The organism is Caulobacter sp. GW821-FHT09A05 (assembly GCF_059418465.1).
Map to the genome: position 1 here is coordinate 66859 of NZ_JBWKPX010000013.1, position 15243 is coordinate 82101.

Here is a 15243-nt window from a genome sequence, read left to right on the forward strand (position 1 = left end):
CATGCAGAGCCATGCCCGACTGAACACCGACCGGGGCGCGCGCTACATGATCCAGCTGGCCAAGCATTGGAGTCATCGGTTCGAGGCGACGTACGACGACGTCTCGGCCCTGATCCCGCTGCCGCTGGGGACCTGCAGCATGCTCGCCGACCCCGAGGGCCTGGACGTCACGATCGAGGCCGTCGACCTGGAGGCCCTGGCCCGGCTGGAGGACGTCGTCGCCGAGCACCTGATGCGCTTCGCCTTCCGCGAACCGGTCAAGCGGCTGGCCTGGACGCGGGCCTGGGAGGCGGGCTGCATCGATCCGCCGGCCCTGCGGATCAACCGCGTCTCGCCCTAGACGTCGTCCGGAGTCCACGCTTCTTCGGGACCGTTCTGGGACGTCTGGTCAAATTCGCTTGCGCACGTCCCGGAACGGAGCTTTCATTCCACTCAAGCTCCAGTTGAGGGTCTTGGGAGGAAAGCCATGGATCAGGGGGTCCGCGGCGCGCCGTATCGGGCCCGCCAGAGCGGTCGTTCGAGCCGCTTTGGCTGGTTTGCGCTCGTCGTCGCCGTCAATCTCGTCCTTTGGGCCGGCTTGATCGTGCTCATCGCCCGCGCGATCTAGAGCGTGGCAGCCGAAAGTGTGAGCGGTTTCGGCGCCTGCCACGCTCTAAATGTTTGAATCCAGCGCCTCAACGCAAGCCCCGCAGCAGGTCGAGCCGGCGCATCGCCTTGCCCGGCAAGGCCGACACCGGGCCCAGGGGCAGGGCCTCGGCCATCTCGCGCAGGCCGTAGACCGCCGTGCGGGCCAGGGTCGAGACCGACGGCGCGCCCAGGAATCCGAACATCACGCCCTGCTGCCGGTTCGACAGTTCGCGCTTGAAGCGATAGTCGCCGGCCCCGAGGTCGAGGCGCTTGTAAGGCCCGCCGTCCAGGCTCCTGAGGATGTCCTGGAACAGGAGCAGGCCCGGCGAATAGCGCTCGAACTTCGGATCGTGGGCGATCATCCAGCCGTGGATCGTGCCGCCGCCGCGCAGATGGAAGTGCACGGCCGCCAGTTCGTCGCCCAGGTGCAGGGTATAGAGCCCGCCGCCGAAGGCCGGGTCGCGGGTCTCCAGCAGCTCGTCCATCAGCCGCAGGACCCAGGTGGTCTTGAACAGGTCGGTCTGGCCGGTGGCCGCCAGCTGGGCGCGCTTCCAGGCGACCAGCTGCTCGAAGGCGACTCGGGAGTCCGACAGGGCGGTGAACCGGGTCGGGCCGACCTCGCGCTCGACCTTGCGGCGCTTCTTGTCGATGTCCTTCAGCGCGCCGACGCCGGCCGCCTTGCGCTCGGCCTCGTAGGCGGCATAGCCGTCGGCCACCTCGATCACCCAGGAGATGCAATGGCCGCGGGCGTGGCCCTGGAAGGCCGGGTCCTGCGCCTGCATGTGGCAGAAGTCGTAGCGCGAGACGCCCAGGGCCTGGAGCATGGCGCGGGGATCGGCCCGGAAGCCGTCGCGGGTCACCAGGGCCTGGTAGTCGCTCATCGGGGCGCCGACCGGCATGGCGGTCGAACCGCGCTTGCGCACCGCCAGGAAGGCCGCCGGATCGCCGGCCTGGTCGTACTGGACCGCGACCTTCGTGCTGTTGGCGGGGCCGCGCGCGCGCGCCACGGCCTGGGCCCACAGCGGCGACAGGAACGGGCTGTCGAAACGCGTCTCGCCGGCCTGGGCGGCCGACCAGGCCGCGGCGACCTCCGCGGGCAGCTCCAGAGCGGGGAAGACGTCGATCTTCAAGGCAACCTCGATCCGGCTCGAGCCGAACGTGCGGCCGGATATTCGGCACCACCATGACGGGGATAGATTGAACGAGGGTTTACGCCCCGAAGACCCGCGTTCTTCGAGGCGCGAGGATCAGTCCATCAGCTTCCTCGACAGATAGACATATTCCAGCGCCTGGCGGCGGGCGGTCTCGGCCAGGTTGGCGCTGGCCGCGTGGCCGCCGTCGATGTTCTCGTAATAGAGCACCGGATAGCCCAGTTCCTCCAGCCGCGCGGCCGCCTTGCGGGCGTGGGCGGGGTGGACGCGGTCGTCCTTGGTCGAGGTCTCGATGAACACCTCGGGGTACTTCCGGCCCGCCTTGAGGTTGGAATAGGGATCGTACTTGGCGATCACCGCACGCTCGGACGGGATGGCGGGATCGCCGTACTCGCCCACCCACGAGGCGCCGGCCCCGATCTGGCTGTAGCGGATCATGTCGAACAGCGGCACCTGCACGACGATGGCGTTGTAGAGCTCGGGCCGCTGGGTCAAGGCCACGCCCATCAGCAGGCCGCCGTTGCTGCCGCCCATGATCCCCAGGCGGCGCGGCGAGGTGATCTTGCGGTCGATCAGGTCCTGGGAGACGGCGAAGAAGTCGTCATAGGCCTTCTGGCGGTTGGCCTTCAGGGCCGCATCGTGCCAGGCCGGCCCGAACTCGCCGCCGCCACGGATATTGGCGACCACATAGGTGCCGCCGCGCTCCAGCCACAGCTTGCCCATCACTCCCGAATAGGCCGGGGTCATCGACACCTGGAAGCCGCCATAGGCGTAGAGCAGGGTCGGGGCCGAGCCGTCGTACTTCACGCCCCGGGGGCGCACGACGAAGTAGGGGATCCTGGTCCCGTCGCGGCTGACAGCCTCGAACTGCTCGACCACGTGGGTGGAGGCGTCGAACCGGGCGGGCGAGGCCTTGATCTGCTCCAGCTTCAGCGAGCCGGCGTCGGCCAGCCAGTAGGTCGAGGGCGTCAGGTAGCCGGTGACGCTGACGAACAGGCGGTCATCCTTCTGCGAGGCCGAGCCCAGGCCGATCGTCGAATTGGCCGGCAGGGCCAGCTTCCGGTGCGTCCAGCCCTCGGGGCCGTGGGCGTAGACCAGGGCCGCGCCCGTGACGTTGTCCAGCAGGCCGACCACCAGCCTGTCGCGGGTGGTGGTAACGCCTTCGACCGACTGCCTGGCGGTGGGACGCAGGACCAGGGTCGCGGCGGCCTTGACCGGGTCGGCCTTGAAGGCGGCCAGATCGAAGCTGATCAGGTCGCCGGTCTTGAAGCCTCGCTCGGGCCAGTCCTGCTCCAGCGACATCACCATCTGGCCGGCGACATAGGCCTGGATCGAATGCTTCAGCGGCAGGGGCAGCTTCACCGGGCCGGCGTCGGTCAGCAGGTAGCTCTCGGATTCGAAGAAGCTGACCGCGCGGTTGGCCAGCACGGCCACGACCTTTCCGTCGGCGTCGGTCAGGGTGTAGGCCGAGGCCGAGACGTCGTCGGGCGTTCCCCGGAACACCTCCTGGGCCGAGGCCAGGGGCGTGCCGCGCTTCCACGCCTTGACCACGTAGGGATAGCTGGACTTGGTCACCTGGCCCGGTTCCCATTCGCGGGCCACCAGCAGGGTGTCCTTGTCCAGCCAGCCGACGCTCTGCTTGCCCTCGGGCAGGACGAACCCGCCCTCGACGAACGTCCTGGTGGTCGTGTCGAACTCGCGGATCGTCACCGCGTCCTTGCCGCCGTTCGACAGGGTCAGCAGACAGCGGGTCTCGTCGGGCGGCAGGCAGCTGGCGCCCTTAAACACCCAGTTGGCGTTCTCGGCCTTGGACAGGGCGTCGATGTCGAGGATCGTCTCCCATTGGGGCGTCGTCGTGCGGTAGCTGTCCAGCGTGGTCCCGCGCCAGATGCCGCGCACGTGGTCGGCGTCCTGCCAGAAGTTGCGCAGGGACCCGTCGCCGGCGAACGACACGCCGGGCACCCGGTCCTTGGCGTTGAGGATGGCCAGGGCCTGGCTTTCCAGCCCCGCATAGCGCGCGTCGCCCTGCAGGACGGCCAGGCTTCGCGCGTTCTCGGCCTTGGCCCAGGCCAGCGGCCGCTCGCCCTCGATCTCCTCCATCCACTTGTAGGGATCGTCCTTGCCCAGGTCGGCCAGCGGCGTGCGGGCTTCCCCGTTCGTGATTGGGGGGGCAGCGGGCGGAACGGGATCGGCGGCTTGGGCTGTGGTCATGAGGCTCGTGGTGGCGAGGAGGGCGAGAAGCAGACTGCGCATCTAGGGATCCGGCGGCGTTCGTGACAGGTGGCCCGCCTTCGTCGAGAAGTGGGGGCCTTCGAGCGGGACGGTATCGAAAATCCCGGGCCGCGCCAGTCCGCTCAATCGTCGTTGGGGATGTTCAGCATCTGGCCGCAGGCCTTGCAGTGCACCGCGTCGGGATCGTGCCGGCGCAGGCCGCAGCAAGGGCAGGGGAAGGTCACCTTGTGCGGTCGCAGGATCGATTGGATCAGGCCGATGAACAGCGACACCCCGCCCAGCATCACCGCCATCGATAGCAGCTTGCCCCAGACGCCGGGCAGGGTGACGTCGCCATAGCCGGTGGTCGTCAGGCTGGTGACGGTGAAATAGAGGGCGTCGACATAGCCGGCGATGCCCTCGTGCCGCCCGGCGAAGCTGGAATAGACGAAGCCGGTGATCACGAAGACGAAGGTCAGCAGCGACGAGGCCGCCCGGGTGATCTGCTCCACCCGCGTGTCGTCATAGCGCCGGCCGACCGTGCGCCAGAAGAATTCGCTGTGGATCAGGGTCCACAGCCGCAGCATCCGCAGGAAACCGAAGTTGAACAGCCAGGCGGGGAACAGCAGCGTGGCCAGCACGAACAGGTCGACCCAGACGATCGGTTTCTTCAGCCAGGACTTCGGATCGCCGTAGGCGATGGCCCGGGCCAGCAGGTCCAGGCCCAGGAACGCCGCTACGCCGTAATCGATCAGATAGAAGGTCAGGCCGTGGCGGCGCATCAGCGGCGCGGCGATGAAGAAGGCGATGATCGCCAGATCGATGACGATGATCCCGTAGCGGAACCGCACCGCGGCCGGCGAGGCGCCGTGATAGAGCGCCCGCAGTCGGGCTCTCAGGCGCAGGTCCCTCATGCCGCCGTCCTGATCGCGCACTCAAGCCCCCTTCCGCGCCGGGAAACCCGCGCTCAAAATCGCCGCAGTTGGGCTCGACCTCTGACTCGGCCGAGGTTTTCCACTATATAGCCCGGACCATGAGCCGCACCTTTCTCAAGATGAACGGCCTCGGCAACGACTTCGTCGTGATCGAGACCCTGACCCAGCCTTTCCATCCGACGGCTGAGGACATCCGTGCCATCGCCAAACGAGGCGAGGGCGGGATCGGCTGCGACCAGGTGATCGCCATCGACCCGCCGCGCGCCGAGGGCGCCAGCGCCTATGTGCGGTTCTGGAACTCCGATGGCGAAGAAACCGGGGCCTGCGGCAACGGCACCCGCTGCGTGGCCTGGCTGCTGATGCAGTCGGGTCAAAAGGACTCGGTGGCCTTCGACACCGTGGCCGGGCGCCTGTCGGGCGTGATGGCGGGCGACAAGCTCGTCACCGTCGATATGGGCCAGCCCGGCCTGGCCTGGGACCAGATCCCCCTGGCCGAAGAGATGGACACGGTCGGGATCGAGCTGCAGGTCGGCCCGATCGACGCGCCGCTGGTCCACACCCCCGGCTGCGTCTCGATGGGCAATCCGCACGTGGTGTTCTTCGTCGACGCCCCGGTCAGCGACGCGTTCGCCACCGGCACGGGCAGCCTGGTCGAGCACCATCCGCTGTTCCCCGAGGGCGTCAATGTCGGCTTCGCCCACGTCGCCGCCCGCGACCATATCCAGCTGAAGGTCTGGGAGCGCGGGGCGGGCCTGACAGCCGCCTGCGGCACCGGCGCCTGCGCGGCCCAGGTGGCGGCCGTGCGTCGCGGCCTGACCGACCGGACGGCCAAGGTCGAGTTCGAGAGCGGCGCCCTGACCATCGAATGGCGCGAGAGCGACGGCCACGTGATCATGACCGGTCCCGTGACCATGGAGTTCGTCGGCAAGCTGCCGGAGAAGGCCGCGGCATGACGATCCATCCCGCCATCGGGCCGGGCAAGACGGCGGTCGTCACCGGCGCGGCCGACGGCATCGGCCTGGCCGCCGCCCAGGCCTTCGCCGCCCTGGGCATGAACGTGGTCATGGCCGACATCATGGGCCGCGCCCTGAAGAAGGCCGCCGACGCCATCGGCGACAAGGCCCTGGCCGTGCCGACCGACGTCGCCGATCGCGCCGCCGTCCAGGCCCTGCGCGACGCCGCCGTCGAGCGGTTCGGCGCCGTGGACGTGCTGATGAACAACGCCGGGGTCGGCGGCGGGGGCGACGCCTTCTCGGGCGAGGATCCCTGGAAGCGCGTGCTGGACGTCAACCTGTGGGGCGTGATCAACGGCGTCCAGCTGATCGGCGAGGAAATGGCCGCCAGCGGCCGTCCCGGCCTGATCATCAACACCGGCTCCAAGCAGGGGATCACCCAGCCGCCGGGCAATACGGCCTACAATGTCAGCAAGTCGGCGGTGAAGGCCCTGACCGAGGGCCTGGCCCACACCCTGCGCGAGATCGTCGACTGCCAGGTCGACGCCCGCCTGCTGATTCCCGGCTATGTCTTCACCGGCATGACCCGGCGCGGCGGCGACAAGCCGGCCGGCGCCTGGACGCCCGAGCAGACCGTCCAGTTCATGCTGGACAGCATCGCCCGCGGCGACTTCTACATCCTGTGCCCGGACAACGATGTGCCGCGGGCGCTGGACGAGAAGCGCATGGTCTGGGCCATGGGCGACGTCATCGACAACCGCCCGGCCCTGTCGCGCTGGCACCCCGACTGGAAGGACGCCTTCGCGGCGTTCGTGGACCGGCCGTGACGACCTACACCCTCATCTCGCGTCCGCCGACGCCCAAGCCCGCCATCGGTGATGAAGGCGGGCCGGCGACGACGATGTCGGGGCCGGACGGCGTCGACGTCGTCACCTTCGGCTGCCGGCTGAACGCCTACGAGTCCGAGGCCATCCGGGCCCGGGCCAGCGCCGACGGCCTGGCCGACGCGGTGGTGTTCAACACCTGCGCGGTGACCAGCGAGGCGGTGCGCCAAGCGCGCCAGGCGATCCGCAAGGCCCGTCGCGAGCGGCCGGACGCCCGGCTGATCGTCACCGGCTGCGCCGCCCAGATCGACCCCGCCGCCTTCGCCGCCATGCCCGAGGTCGACCTGGTGCTGGGCAACGCCGAGAAGGCCGCGCCGGGCGCCCTGCTCGACACCTCCACCCGCGTGCGGGTCAACGACATCATGTCGATCAAGGAGACCGCCGGTCACCTGATCGCCGGCCTCAAGGACCGGGCCCGGGCCTATGTCGAGGTGCAGAACGGCTGCGACCACCGCTGCACCTTCTGCATCATCCCCTATGGCCGGGGCAATTCGCGTTCGGCCCCGGCCGGGGAGGTGGTCGAACAGGTCCGCCGCCTGTCGGCCGAGGGCTATAACGAGGTGGTGCTGACCGGGGTCGACGTCACCTCCTGGGGCGCCGACCTGCCCGGCCAGCCGACCCTGGGCCAGCTGGTCGCCCGGATCCTGAAACTGGTCCCCGACCTGCCGCGCCTGCGCCTGTCGTCGATCGACGCGGCCGAGATCGATCCGGACCTGTTCAAGCTGCTGGAGACCGAGCCGCGGCTGATGCCCTACCTGCATCTTTCGCTGCAGGCCGGCGACAACCTGGTGCTCAAGCGCATGAAGCGCCGCCACAGTCGCGAGGATGCGCTGAAGCTGGTGTCCGAAGTCCGCCGCGTGCGCCCCGACACCGCCTTCGGCGCCGACCTGATCGCCGGCTTCCCGACCGAGAGCGACGAGGCCTTCGAGAACACCCTGAAGCTGGTCGAGGAGGCGGGCCTGGCCTTCCTGCACGTCTTCCCCTACAGCGCCCGCCCCGGCACGCCGGCCGCGCGGATGCCACCGGTCAAGGGACCAGTGATCAAGGACCGCGCCCGTCGCCTCCGCGAGGCCGGCCAGGCGGGGCTCGAACGCCACCTGCAGCGCCAGGTCGGCCGCACCCTGTCGGGCCTGGTCGAGCGCGACGGCGTGGCCCGGGCCGAGGACTTCACCGAAATCGCCTTCGATCCCGCCTTGGGGGGCGCCGCGCCGCAGGGCCAGATCGCCGCCTTCCGGGTGGTCGGACACGACGGGACGCGGGTGATCGCCGAGCTCGCCGCCTGAGCATGGTCCGCCGTCTCGTCCTGACCGCCGTCGTCGCCGCGACCCTGTCGTTCGGCGCGGCCCGCGCCCAGGAGCCTGCGCCGCTTCAGGAGCCCAAGACCGAGGACACGCCGCCCGCCGCCTTCCATCCGGTCGGACCGATGAAGCCAGTCGAGCTCAGCGTCATGACCTACAATGTCGAGGGCCTGCCCTGGCCGGTGCGGTTCGGCAGGGGCTCGAAGCTGAAGGCCATCGGCCAGCAGCTGGCGGCCTTGCGCGAGAAGGGCCTGCAGCCGGACGTCGTCCTCTTGCAGGAAGGCTTCCGCGAGGAGGTCCGCGACCTGATCGCGCTCAGCGGCTACGCCCATGTCGCCCGGGGGCCGCGCAAGAAGCAGCGCGACGCCAATCCGTTCAGCAAGGACGATCGGCCGCCCTACAAGCGCGTGAAGTACCGGCGGAAGGGCGAGGGCTGGGGCAAGTGGGGCTCCAGCGGCCTGTGGGTGCTGAGCGACTATCCGATCAACTGGGTCAAGTCGCACGCCTATCGCTACTGCGCGGGACTGGACTGCCTGGCCAACAAGGGGGTGATGCTGGTCAGCCTCGACGTGCCAGGCCTGCCCACCCCGGTCGAGATCGCCGACACCCACCTCAATTCCAAGGGAGCCTCGGGGGTGCCGCGCAACCGCAACCGCATGGCCCACCACCTGCAGGCCGAGGAGCTGGGCCATTTCATGGAGAGCGACCGCACGCCGGGCGCGCCCCTGATCGTCGGCGGCGACTTCAATGTCATGCACGCGCCGGACCGCTATGACTATGTGATGCAGCGCTATCCGTTCGAGGTGGTCAGCCAGGTCTGTTTCCAGGAGCCGCAGGACTGCGACGCCAAGATCTCGGCCGACGGCGACGCCCCGTGGCTCGACACCCAGGACCTGATCGGCTTCAAGCCCGGCGACAAGGTGGCGATCCGGCCGATCCAGGTCGAGGCCCGGTTCGACGGCTCGGCCACCGGCGGGCCGGTGCTGTCCGACCACGACGCCTATGAGGTCACCTTTCGCCTGACGCCGATCCCCGTCCTGCCGGTCCCCCCGCACCAGCCCTGAGGTCCTGCGATGTCCGACACGCCTGTTTTGACCGGGGGTTGCCAATGCGGCGCGGTGCGTTTTCGGGTCGAGGGCGAACCGGGCCGGGCCTCAATCTGCCATTGCCGCATGTGCCAGAAGGCCTTCGCCGGCCCGTTCGGGGCGCTGGTCACCGTCAAGGTCGCCGACCTGGCCTGGACCCGCGGCGAGCGCTCGGCCTTCAAGAGCTCGGACGCGGTGAAGCGCGGCTTCTGCGCCGCCTGCGGCACGCCCCTGACCTTTGAATGGAGCGCCGACCAGATCGACCTGGCGGTGTTCGCCTTCGACGACCCGTCGCGGGTCGAGCCGATGGTGCAGCTGGCGGTCGAGGGGCGTCCGGCCTGGATGGATCACCTGGCCGACATGCCGGTGCGGCCGCCACTGGGGCCGTCCGGCCCGGTGGTCAGCCGGCAGCATCCGGATCACGAGACCTGATCCGCCCTAGTTGCCGCCTTCGATCGCGCCGTTCTGGCGCAGGAGGTCGCCGACGCCCGCGCCGTTCAGCCGGCACCGGGCCACCACCCGGTCGTAGGACTGCCGGCCGGCCCGGCAGACCAGATATTGGCCATAGGTCAGGGCCTTGAGCATGGCCTTGGCCCGCGGCCCCGTCGATTCGCGCAGTTCCGGAGCCGAGAAATCGCCGAGGCGCACCTCGATCCAGGTCCGGGGGTCGGAGGTCATGCTGACGCACAGGCTGTCGCCGTCGCCGACATAGCGGACAATGCCGCTGAAGGTGGTCGAAGGACGGGGCAGGGGCGCGACGCAGGGATCGGCGAGGGCGCTGACTGGCAGGACGAGCAGGAGGCTCGCCAGGACGAGACGGAACGGCATCATGATCTCCCAGGCTGTGCCGGGAGAACCGTACCATTACCTTAACCGGTTGAATTTTCTCAAGAATTACTACTATATCGGGATTAATGCGGATGCGCTAACGCGGGGCGCGCATCAAGGCCGCGCATCCTCGCCGCCCGCGAACCCCGGCAGGCTCCAGCCGAACTTGAGCGCGCAGGCCCGCAGGCCGAAGGCGGCCGCGAAGCCGGCGATCCCGGCCGGCCAGAAACCGACGTGCAGCTGGTGCAGCACCGCGAACACCGCCGCGCCCAGCAGGGCGGCGGTGATGTAGATCTCGCGGCGGAGCAGGAGGTTGGGCTCCTCGGCCAGCACGTCGCGGATCACCCCGCCGAAGGCGGTGGTCAGCACGCCCATGACCACGGCGGTGAACGGGTGGACGCCCAGGCTCAGCGCCTTGGCCGTGCCGACCACGGCGTAGGCGGCCATGCCCAGGGCGTCCAGCCACAGCAGGGCCCGGAACCGCCAGCCGCGCTTGCCCAGCAGCCAGACCGCGACCGCCGCCGCCAGGCAGACCATGACGTAGCCGGGCCTCTGGACCCAGAACACCGGGGCGCCGATCAGCAGGTCGCGCAACGTGCCGCCCCCCACCCCGGTGATGGCGGCGAAGAAGCCGAAGGTGATGATGTCGTGCTTGCGACGGGCGGCCGCCAGCGCCCCGGTCGCCCCGAACACGGCGACGGCGGCGTAATCCAGCCAGAAGAGCGTGGTCGAAAGCGCGTCCATGGGCGTTTCATGCCACGCCCGACGGAGCCTGTCCCAGGCTCCATCCCTATAAAATTGGAGCGAGGCGGGCGCCGAAACCGCTCACACTTTCGGCTGCCACGCTCTAAAGGAACGCCATGAGCGAAAAGCCCGAGCAGAAAAAAGGCTGGTTCCAGCGCCTGACGTCGGGCCTGGCCCGGTCGTCCCAGGCGATGACCGAACAGGTCACCGGCGCCTTCACCAAGAAGCCCCTGGACCAGGAGCAGCTGGACCAGCTGGAAGAGATGCTGATCGAGGCCGACCTGGGTCCCCAGATCGCCGCCCGCATCACCGACGCCTTCGGCAAGGCCCGGTTCGGCAAGTCGTCGACCGAGACCGAGGTCAAGGAAGCCCTGGCGGAGCTGGTCGCCGCCGAGTTGTCCGACCGCGAGGGCGTGTTCGATCCGTTGGCCGGACCCCGGCCCTATGTGGTCCTGTTCATCGGCGTCAACGGCTCGGGCAAGACCACGACCCTGGGCAAGATCGCCTCGGACCTGACCGGCCGGAAAGCCAAGGTGCTGATCGCCGCCGGCGACACCTTCCGCGCCGCCGCGGTCGAGCAGCTGAAGGTCTGGGCCGACCGGGCCGGGGCGGACTTCATGTCCAGGCCCCCCGGCGCCGACGCCGCCGCCCTGGCCTACGAGGCCGTCGAGCGCGCCAAGCTGGAAGGCCATGACGTGGTGCTGATCGACACCGCCGGCCGGCTGCAGAACAAGCAGGGCCTGATGGACGAGCTCCTGAAAGTCATCCGCGTGCTCAAGAAGGTCGATCCGGACGCCCCGCACGAGACCCTGCTGGTGCTGGACGCCACGGTCGGCCGCAACGCCCTGGCCCAGGAGAAGATCTTCGGCAACCAGGTCGGGGTGTCCGGCATCGTGATGACCAAGCTGGACGGCACGGCGCGCGGCGGGGTGCTGGTGCCGGTGGCGCGCGCCTCCGACAGCCCGATCAAGCTGATCGGCGTCGGCGAGGGCGTCGACGACCTGCAACCGTTCGACGCGCGGGCCTTCTCCCGGTCGCTGGTGGGGCTGGAGGACTAGGCGATGAGCATCCCCGAAACGCCCCGGACCCCGGACTCGTCCGCCGCTAAGCGGTCCGCCTGGATTCGGCATGCGGTCGACTACGGACCGCTGCTGGCCTTCCTGGTCAGCTTCCTGATCACCCGCAGCATCACGACCGCGACCTGGGTGCTGGTGGCCGCCTCGGCGATCGCCCTGGCGTTCGGCTTCGCGGTCGAGCGCCGGCTGGCGCCGATGCCGCTGATCGCCGGCCTGGGGGCCCTGGTGTTCGGCGGCCTGGCCCTGATCTTCCATGACCCGCGCCTGCTGAAGATCAAGCCCACCGTGCTCAACATCGCCTATGCCGGCTTCCTGTTTGGCGGCGTGGCCTTGCGCAAGAACCCGCTGAAGGTGCTGCTGGGCGAGGCGATGCACCTGTCCGACGCCGCCTGGCGGACGCTGACGATCCGCTATGGCGGCTGTTTCCTGATCCTGGCCGGCGTCAACGAGGCGGTCTGGCGGACGCAGTCCGACGCGGTTTGGGTGTGGTTCAAGTTTCCGGGCCTGGCGGTGCTGATGATCCTCTTCTCGCTGACCCAGGTGCCTTTCATGATGAAGCACATGCACGACGGCGACGCGGCCCAGCCGTCGGAGCCGTCGGAGCCGTCCGAGCCGCCGGCCGCGGGACCCGGGGGCGGGTAATCGGCAGCCCACGGACCGTCTGTCGTCAAAACGACGTCTAAGCGTGGTACTGAAAGGTCCGTCGGCGGAAAAGAGGGACGGCGAACCATGGCCAAGACCAAGGGCGATACGAAGGGCGACACCAAGGGGGATCGAGGCGATCAAGGCGGGGCCCTGTCCCGCTCGCCCAGCCATCTGCTGCACCGCGTCCTGCAACTGGCCCTCGACATCTATGCCGAGGAGAGCGGCGCCGGCGGGATCACCCAGCGCCAGTACGCGGTCCTGGCCGCCGTGGCCGAGAACGAGGGCGTCACCCAGACGGGCCTGGTCCGCGCCACCGGCATCGACCGCTCCACCCTGGCCGACATGGTCGCCCGGATGATCACCAAGGGCCACCTGGAGCGCCAGCGCTCGGACCAGGACGCCCGCGCCAACACCGTCAGCCTGACCCCCGCCGGCGCCGCCGTGCTGGAGGAGAGCCGTCCCAAGGTGGCCATGGCCGACGCCCGCATCCTGGCCCTGCTCAAGCCCAGCAAGCGCGAGGGCTTCCTGGAGCTGCTGGCCGACATGGCCGTCTCCGACGTCCACGCCGAGCCCGAGGCCAAGGCCAAGAAGCTTAAGCCCCCCAAGGCGGAGAAGGCCGGCCACGGCAAGAAGGACAAGAAGCCCAAGAAGGAAAAGGCGGCCAAGAAGGCGGCTTAGGTCCTGGGCGCCCGCGAGGCCCCCTCCGGCCCTTCGGGCCACCTCCCCCAGAGGGGGAGGAGCTACGCCGTACGAGCTGCTCCCCCTCTGGGGGAGCTGTCGGCGAAGCCGACTGAGGGGGTCTTTCGCGGGCACGATCTCTCATTCTCACGCGGAAACCGCTGAGGTTATGGAAAGGGTCGCGGAGCGCCGGACATCGTCCGGAGTGTTTGAGTTGTTACCGTTTCGACGAAGCCCAGATCGCTCCGCGCGGTCGTTGTCCGGAAGCCTGCGGCGCTGAGCCCTGTTCGGGCCTCGCCGCCTTGAAGCCTCCGACGGGCGGGCCAGGTCAACGACACCCGGTCCCGGACCGCGAGCCTGTCAAAGCTCGCCTGCTGCTCGGCCGGCCCTCACGTCACGTCGTATCTGTATAACAGGCCCGACCGGCACCAGAGACGCAAGGTTTGACGAGACCCCTACACATGCGAGCCTCGGCCGAAGGAGCTACCCGCTCGATCGCCCCCCGCCGCCGCATCGGTCGCTGGCCATGCGCCCTTTCCCGCGACGAGGTGAGTCAAGGATACGGGTAGTTGGAAAGGGTGAGGACAGGAATGGGTCGAGAAAGTTCAGGGCGTTGATTTTTCTGGGGTTCATCCCCGACCGCCCAAGGATAGACCCGTCCCTCCCCCTCGTGGGGAGGGTGGCCCTGGCAGCGCCAGGGTCGGGTGGGGGGCTGCTGAGTCAGCAGAATAATCCCCGTCCATCGCCCTGCACCGATCCCCCACCCGACCCGCTACGCGGGCCACCCTCCCCGCAAGGGGGAGGGACGGCGCCTTTGCTGGTCCCCCCACCTCGCGATGATGAAAATTCGCCAGCTCGATCCACGACGCGGATCTCCGCCTGGCCCGCGCGAGACCTGGGGACACGCCGCTGGCCCGAGCCTTGCTCACACAAGGGAAAGGAGCTCGTCGCATGTCCCAGTCCGTCCCGATGTCCCAAAACGGTCCAGGCCTGTCCCGCGGCGGCGCCCTGGACCTGCTGCGGTTCGTGGCGGCGCTGTTCATCGTGCTCTACCACGTGGCCGAACGGGCCCCCGTGTCGCTGTTCGCGATCCATCCAGCCCTCGGGCGCGGCTACCTGGCCACCGACTTCTTCCTGATGTTGTCGGGCTATGTCCTGGCCAGGACCTATGGACCCCGCCTGCTTTCCCAGAGCGTCACGACCGGCGAGTTCCTCAAGCGCCGCGTGCTGCGCATCTGGCCCGCCCACCTGGTGATGCTGGCGCTGTTCGTGGCCTTCGTCCTGGGCACGGGCGCCGTCGGCCTGGCCCCGCAGAACCCGCAATGGTTCCAGTGGAACCAGCTGCTGCCGCAGGTCTTCCTGACGCAGGCCTGGTTCGTGCCCGGCCCGTCGGGCTGGAACATGCCGACCTGGACCCTGTCGGCCCTGATCGTCTGCTATGCCGGTTTCCCGGCCGCCTGGCGCGCCACGGCCAGGATCCGCTCGCCCTGGACCACCCTGCTGATCGGCGTGGGGATCTTCCTGGCCGTTGATTACGCCGCCAAGGCCGTGACCGGCATCCCGGCCCACCAGTTGCCGCTGCGGTTCGGCCTGGTGCGGGGGATCCCGCTGTTCATCGTCGGCATGCTGATCGCCCGCCTGCCCACGGCGATCTCGTCGCGGTGGGCCGACGGCCTGGCGCTGGCGGCCGGCGCATCCGTCGTGGCGCTGCAGGTCCTCGGCCGCTTCGACCATGCCAGCCTGGCCCTGCTGGGCCTGCTGATCTACGCCGCCGGCGCCTCCGAGGCCAAGGGCTGGGGCTGGGCCGGCGTGGCCGGGCGCCTGTCGTTCTCGCTGTTCCTGACCAACCAGCTGGTCGCCGTGGCGTGGTTTGGCCTGTTGCGCGCCGCCACCGGCAAGCTGGGCCTGGAGGGTCCGCTGCTGTGGACCGCCTGGGCCATGGCCCTGCCCGCCTGCGTGGTCGCCGCCTGGCTGTTCGAGCGCTACGTGGACACCCCGCTGCAGGCGTGGATCAAGGGCTGGTCGCGCAAGGACCTTGCCCCCAAGGCCGAGCCCGCGCTGGCCTAATTTCTCCTGTCATCCCGGACGAGCGCGCAGCGCGAAGATCCGGGACCGGGGCCGAGCGCGG

The 15243-nt window shown here is 69.3% G+C and carries 16 protein-coding genes; 11 read left to right on the forward strand and 5 right to left on the reverse strand.

Annotated features, from left to right (window positions below; genetic code table 11):
* Position 1: 1 nt before the first annotated feature.
* The gene (locus tag AC07NX_RS14135) at positions 2-340 is read left to right on the forward strand and encodes a DUF2218 domain-containing protein (protein WP_494642584.1); all 339 of its coding nucleotides are present in this window, start codon (positions 2-4) and stop codon (positions 338-340) included.
* A gap of 126 nt (positions 341-466) precedes the next feature.
* Positions 467-607, forward strand: a complete 141-nt coding sequence (locus tag AC07NX_RS14140; protein ID WP_494642586.1) for a hypothetical protein — start codon at positions 467-469, stop codon at positions 605-607.
* 67 nt (positions 608-674) lie between these two features.
* Here the strand turns inward: AC07NX_RS14140 and AC07NX_RS14145 are convergent, their stop codons facing one another.
* The 3 genes from AC07NX_RS14145 to AC07NX_RS14155 form a co-directional block, all read right to left on the reverse strand.
* Positions 675-1757 (reverse strand): GNAT family N-acetyltransferase, encoded by a 1083-nt coding sequence (locus tag AC07NX_RS14145; RefSeq protein WP_494642588.1) that lies wholly within the window; start codon positions 1755-1757, stop codon positions 675-677.
* A gap of 117 nt (positions 1758-1874) precedes the next feature.
* On the reverse strand, positions 1875-4031 hold the full coding sequence (locus AC07NX_RS14150) for a prolyl oligopeptidase family serine peptidase (protein WP_494642590.1): 2157 nt from the start codon (positions 4029-4031) through the stop codon (positions 1875-1877).
* A 101-nt stretch (positions 4032-4132) separates the two neighbouring features.
* A complete protein-coding gene (locus AC07NX_RS14155; RefSeq protein WP_494642724.1) occupies positions 4133-4903 on the reverse strand; it encodes a potassium channel family protein in 771 nt (256 codons plus the stop codon).
* 119 nt (positions 4904-5022) lie between these two features.
* On the opposite strand from AC07NX_RS14155, the gene dapF reads away from it, so the two are divergent.
* The 5 genes from dapF to AC07NX_RS14180 are packed head-to-tail and all read left to right on the forward strand — an operon-like array spanning position 5023 to position 9576.
* Positions 5023-5877 carry a diaminopimelate epimerase gene (gene dapF / locus AC07NX_RS14160; RefSeq protein ID WP_494642592.1) on the forward strand — a complete coding sequence of 285 codons (855 nt, stop codon included), beginning with the start codon at positions 5023-5025 and terminating at the stop codon, positions 5875-5877.
* Positions 5790-6704 carry an SDR family NAD(P)-dependent oxidoreductase gene (locus tag AC07NX_RS14165; protein ID WP_494642594.1) on the forward strand — a complete coding sequence of 305 codons (915 nt, stop codon included), beginning with the start codon at positions 5790-5792 and terminating at the stop codon, positions 6702-6704. Before dapF ends, AC07NX_RS14165 begins: the two co-directional genes overlap by 88 nt.
* The gene (mtaB, locus tag AC07NX_RS14170; RefSeq protein WP_494642595.1) at positions 6701-8044 is read left to right on the forward strand and encodes a tRNA (N(6)-L-threonylcarbamoyladenosine(37)-C(2))-methylthiotransferase MtaB; all 1344 of its coding nucleotides are present in this window, start codon (positions 6701-6703) and stop codon (positions 8042-8044) included. The genes AC07NX_RS14165 and mtaB overlap by 4 nt, the downstream gene beginning before the upstream one ends.
* A 2-nt stretch (positions 8045-8046) precedes the next feature.
* Entirely contained in the window at positions 8047-9123 is a 1077-nt protein-coding gene (locus tag AC07NX_RS14175) for an endonuclease/exonuclease/phosphatase family protein (protein ID WP_494642597.1), read from the forward strand.
* 9 nt (positions 9124-9132) lie between these two features.
* Positions 9133-9576: a GFA family protein gene (locus tag AC07NX_RS14180; RefSeq protein WP_494642599.1), complete on the forward strand. Its 444-nt coding sequence runs from the start codon at positions 9133-9135 to the stop codon at positions 9574-9576.
* Positions 9577-9582: 6 nt separating this feature from the next.
* Here the strand turns inward: AC07NX_RS14180 and AC07NX_RS14185 are convergent, their stop codons facing one another.
* Together AC07NX_RS14185 and AC07NX_RS14190 are read right to left on the reverse strand one after the other, a co-directional pair.
* Positions 9583-9972 (reverse strand): thermonuclease family protein, encoded by a 390-nt coding sequence (locus tag AC07NX_RS14185; RefSeq protein WP_494642601.1) that lies wholly within the window; start codon positions 9970-9972, stop codon positions 9583-9585.
* A gap of 114 nt (positions 9973-10086) precedes the next feature.
* On the reverse strand, positions 10087-10716 hold the full coding sequence (locus tag AC07NX_RS14190) for a trimeric intracellular cation channel family protein (protein WP_494642603.1): 630 nt from the start codon (positions 10714-10716) through the stop codon (positions 10087-10089).
* A gap of 116 nt (positions 10717-10832) precedes the next feature.
* Between AC07NX_RS14190 and ftsY the strand changes: the two genes are divergently transcribed.
* From ftsY to AC07NX_RS14210, 4 genes are all read left to right on the forward strand, one after another.
* Positions 10833-11774, forward strand: coding sequence for a signal recognition particle-docking protein FtsY (gene ftsY / locus AC07NX_RS14195; RefSeq protein ID WP_494642605.1), 942 nt, complete (start codon positions 10833-10835; stop codon positions 11772-11774).
* 3 nt (positions 11775-11777) lie between these two features.
* Entirely contained in the window at positions 11778-12434 is a 657-nt protein-coding gene (locus tag AC07NX_RS14200) for an inner membrane-spanning protein YciB (protein WP_494642607.1), read from the forward strand.
* 87 nt (positions 12435-12521) lie between these two features.
* Positions 12522-13115, forward strand: a complete 594-nt coding sequence (locus AC07NX_RS14205) for a MarR family winged helix-turn-helix transcriptional regulator (RefSeq protein ID WP_494642609.1) — start codon at positions 12522-12524, stop codon at positions 13113-13115.
* Positions 13116-14066: 951 nt separating this feature from the next.
* On the forward strand, positions 14067-15182 hold the full coding sequence (locus tag AC07NX_RS14210) for an acyltransferase family protein (protein ID WP_494642611.1): 1116 nt from the start codon (positions 14067-14069) through the stop codon (positions 15180-15182).
* Positions 15183-15243 lie beyond the last annotated feature (61 nt).

Coding starts and splice junctions, on each gene's coding strand:
- AC07NX_RS14135 (WP_494642584.1), top strand. CDS start 2: ATGCAGAGCCATGCCCGACTGAACACCGACCGGGGCGCGCGCTACATG.
- AC07NX_RS14140 (WP_494642586.1), top strand. CDS start 467: ATGGATCAGGGGGTCCGCGGCGCGCCGTATCGGGCCCGCCAGAGCGGT.
- AC07NX_RS14150 (WP_494642590.1), bottom strand. CDS start 4,031: ATGCGCAGTCTGCTTCTCGCCCTCCTCGCCACCACGAGCCTCATGACC.
- AC07NX_RS14155 (WP_494642724.1), bottom strand. CDS start 4,903: ATGAGGGACCTGCGCCTGAGAGCCCGACTGCGGGCGCTCTATCACGGC.
- dapF (WP_494642592.1), top strand. CDS start 5,023: ATGAGCCGCACCTTTCTCAAGATGAACGGCCTCGGCAACGACTTCGTC.
- AC07NX_RS14165 (WP_494642594.1), top strand. CDS start 5,790: ATGGCGCGAGAGCGACGGCCACGTGATCATGACCGGTCCCGTGACCAT.
- AC07NX_RS14175 (WP_494642597.1), top strand. CDS start 8,047: ATGGTCCGCCGTCTCGTCCTGACCGCCGTCGTCGCCGCGACCCTGTCG.
- AC07NX_RS14180 (WP_494642599.1), top strand. CDS start 9,133: ATGTCCGACACGCCTGTTTTGACCGGGGGTTGCCAATGCGGCGCGGTG.
- AC07NX_RS14185 (WP_494642601.1), bottom strand. CDS start 9,972: ATGCCGTTCCGTCTCGTCCTGGCGAGCCTCCTGCTCGTCCTGCCAGTC.
- AC07NX_RS14190 (WP_494642603.1), bottom strand. CDS start 10,716: ATGGACGCGCTTTCGACCACGCTCTTCTGGCTGGATTACGCCGCCGTC.
- ftsY (WP_494642605.1), top strand. CDS start 10,833: ATGAGCGAAAAGCCCGAGCAGAAAAAAGGCTGGTTCCAGCGCCTGACG.
- AC07NX_RS14200 (WP_494642607.1), top strand. CDS start 11,778: ATGAGCATCCCCGAAACGCCCCGGACCCCGGACTCGTCCGCCGCTAAG.
- AC07NX_RS14205 (WP_494642609.1), top strand. CDS start 12,522: ATGGCCAAGACCAAGGGCGATACGAAGGGCGACACCAAGGGGGATCGA.
- AC07NX_RS14210 (WP_494642611.1), top strand. CDS start 14,067: ATGTCCCAGTCCGTCCCGATGTCCCAAAACGGTCCAGGCCTGTCCCGC.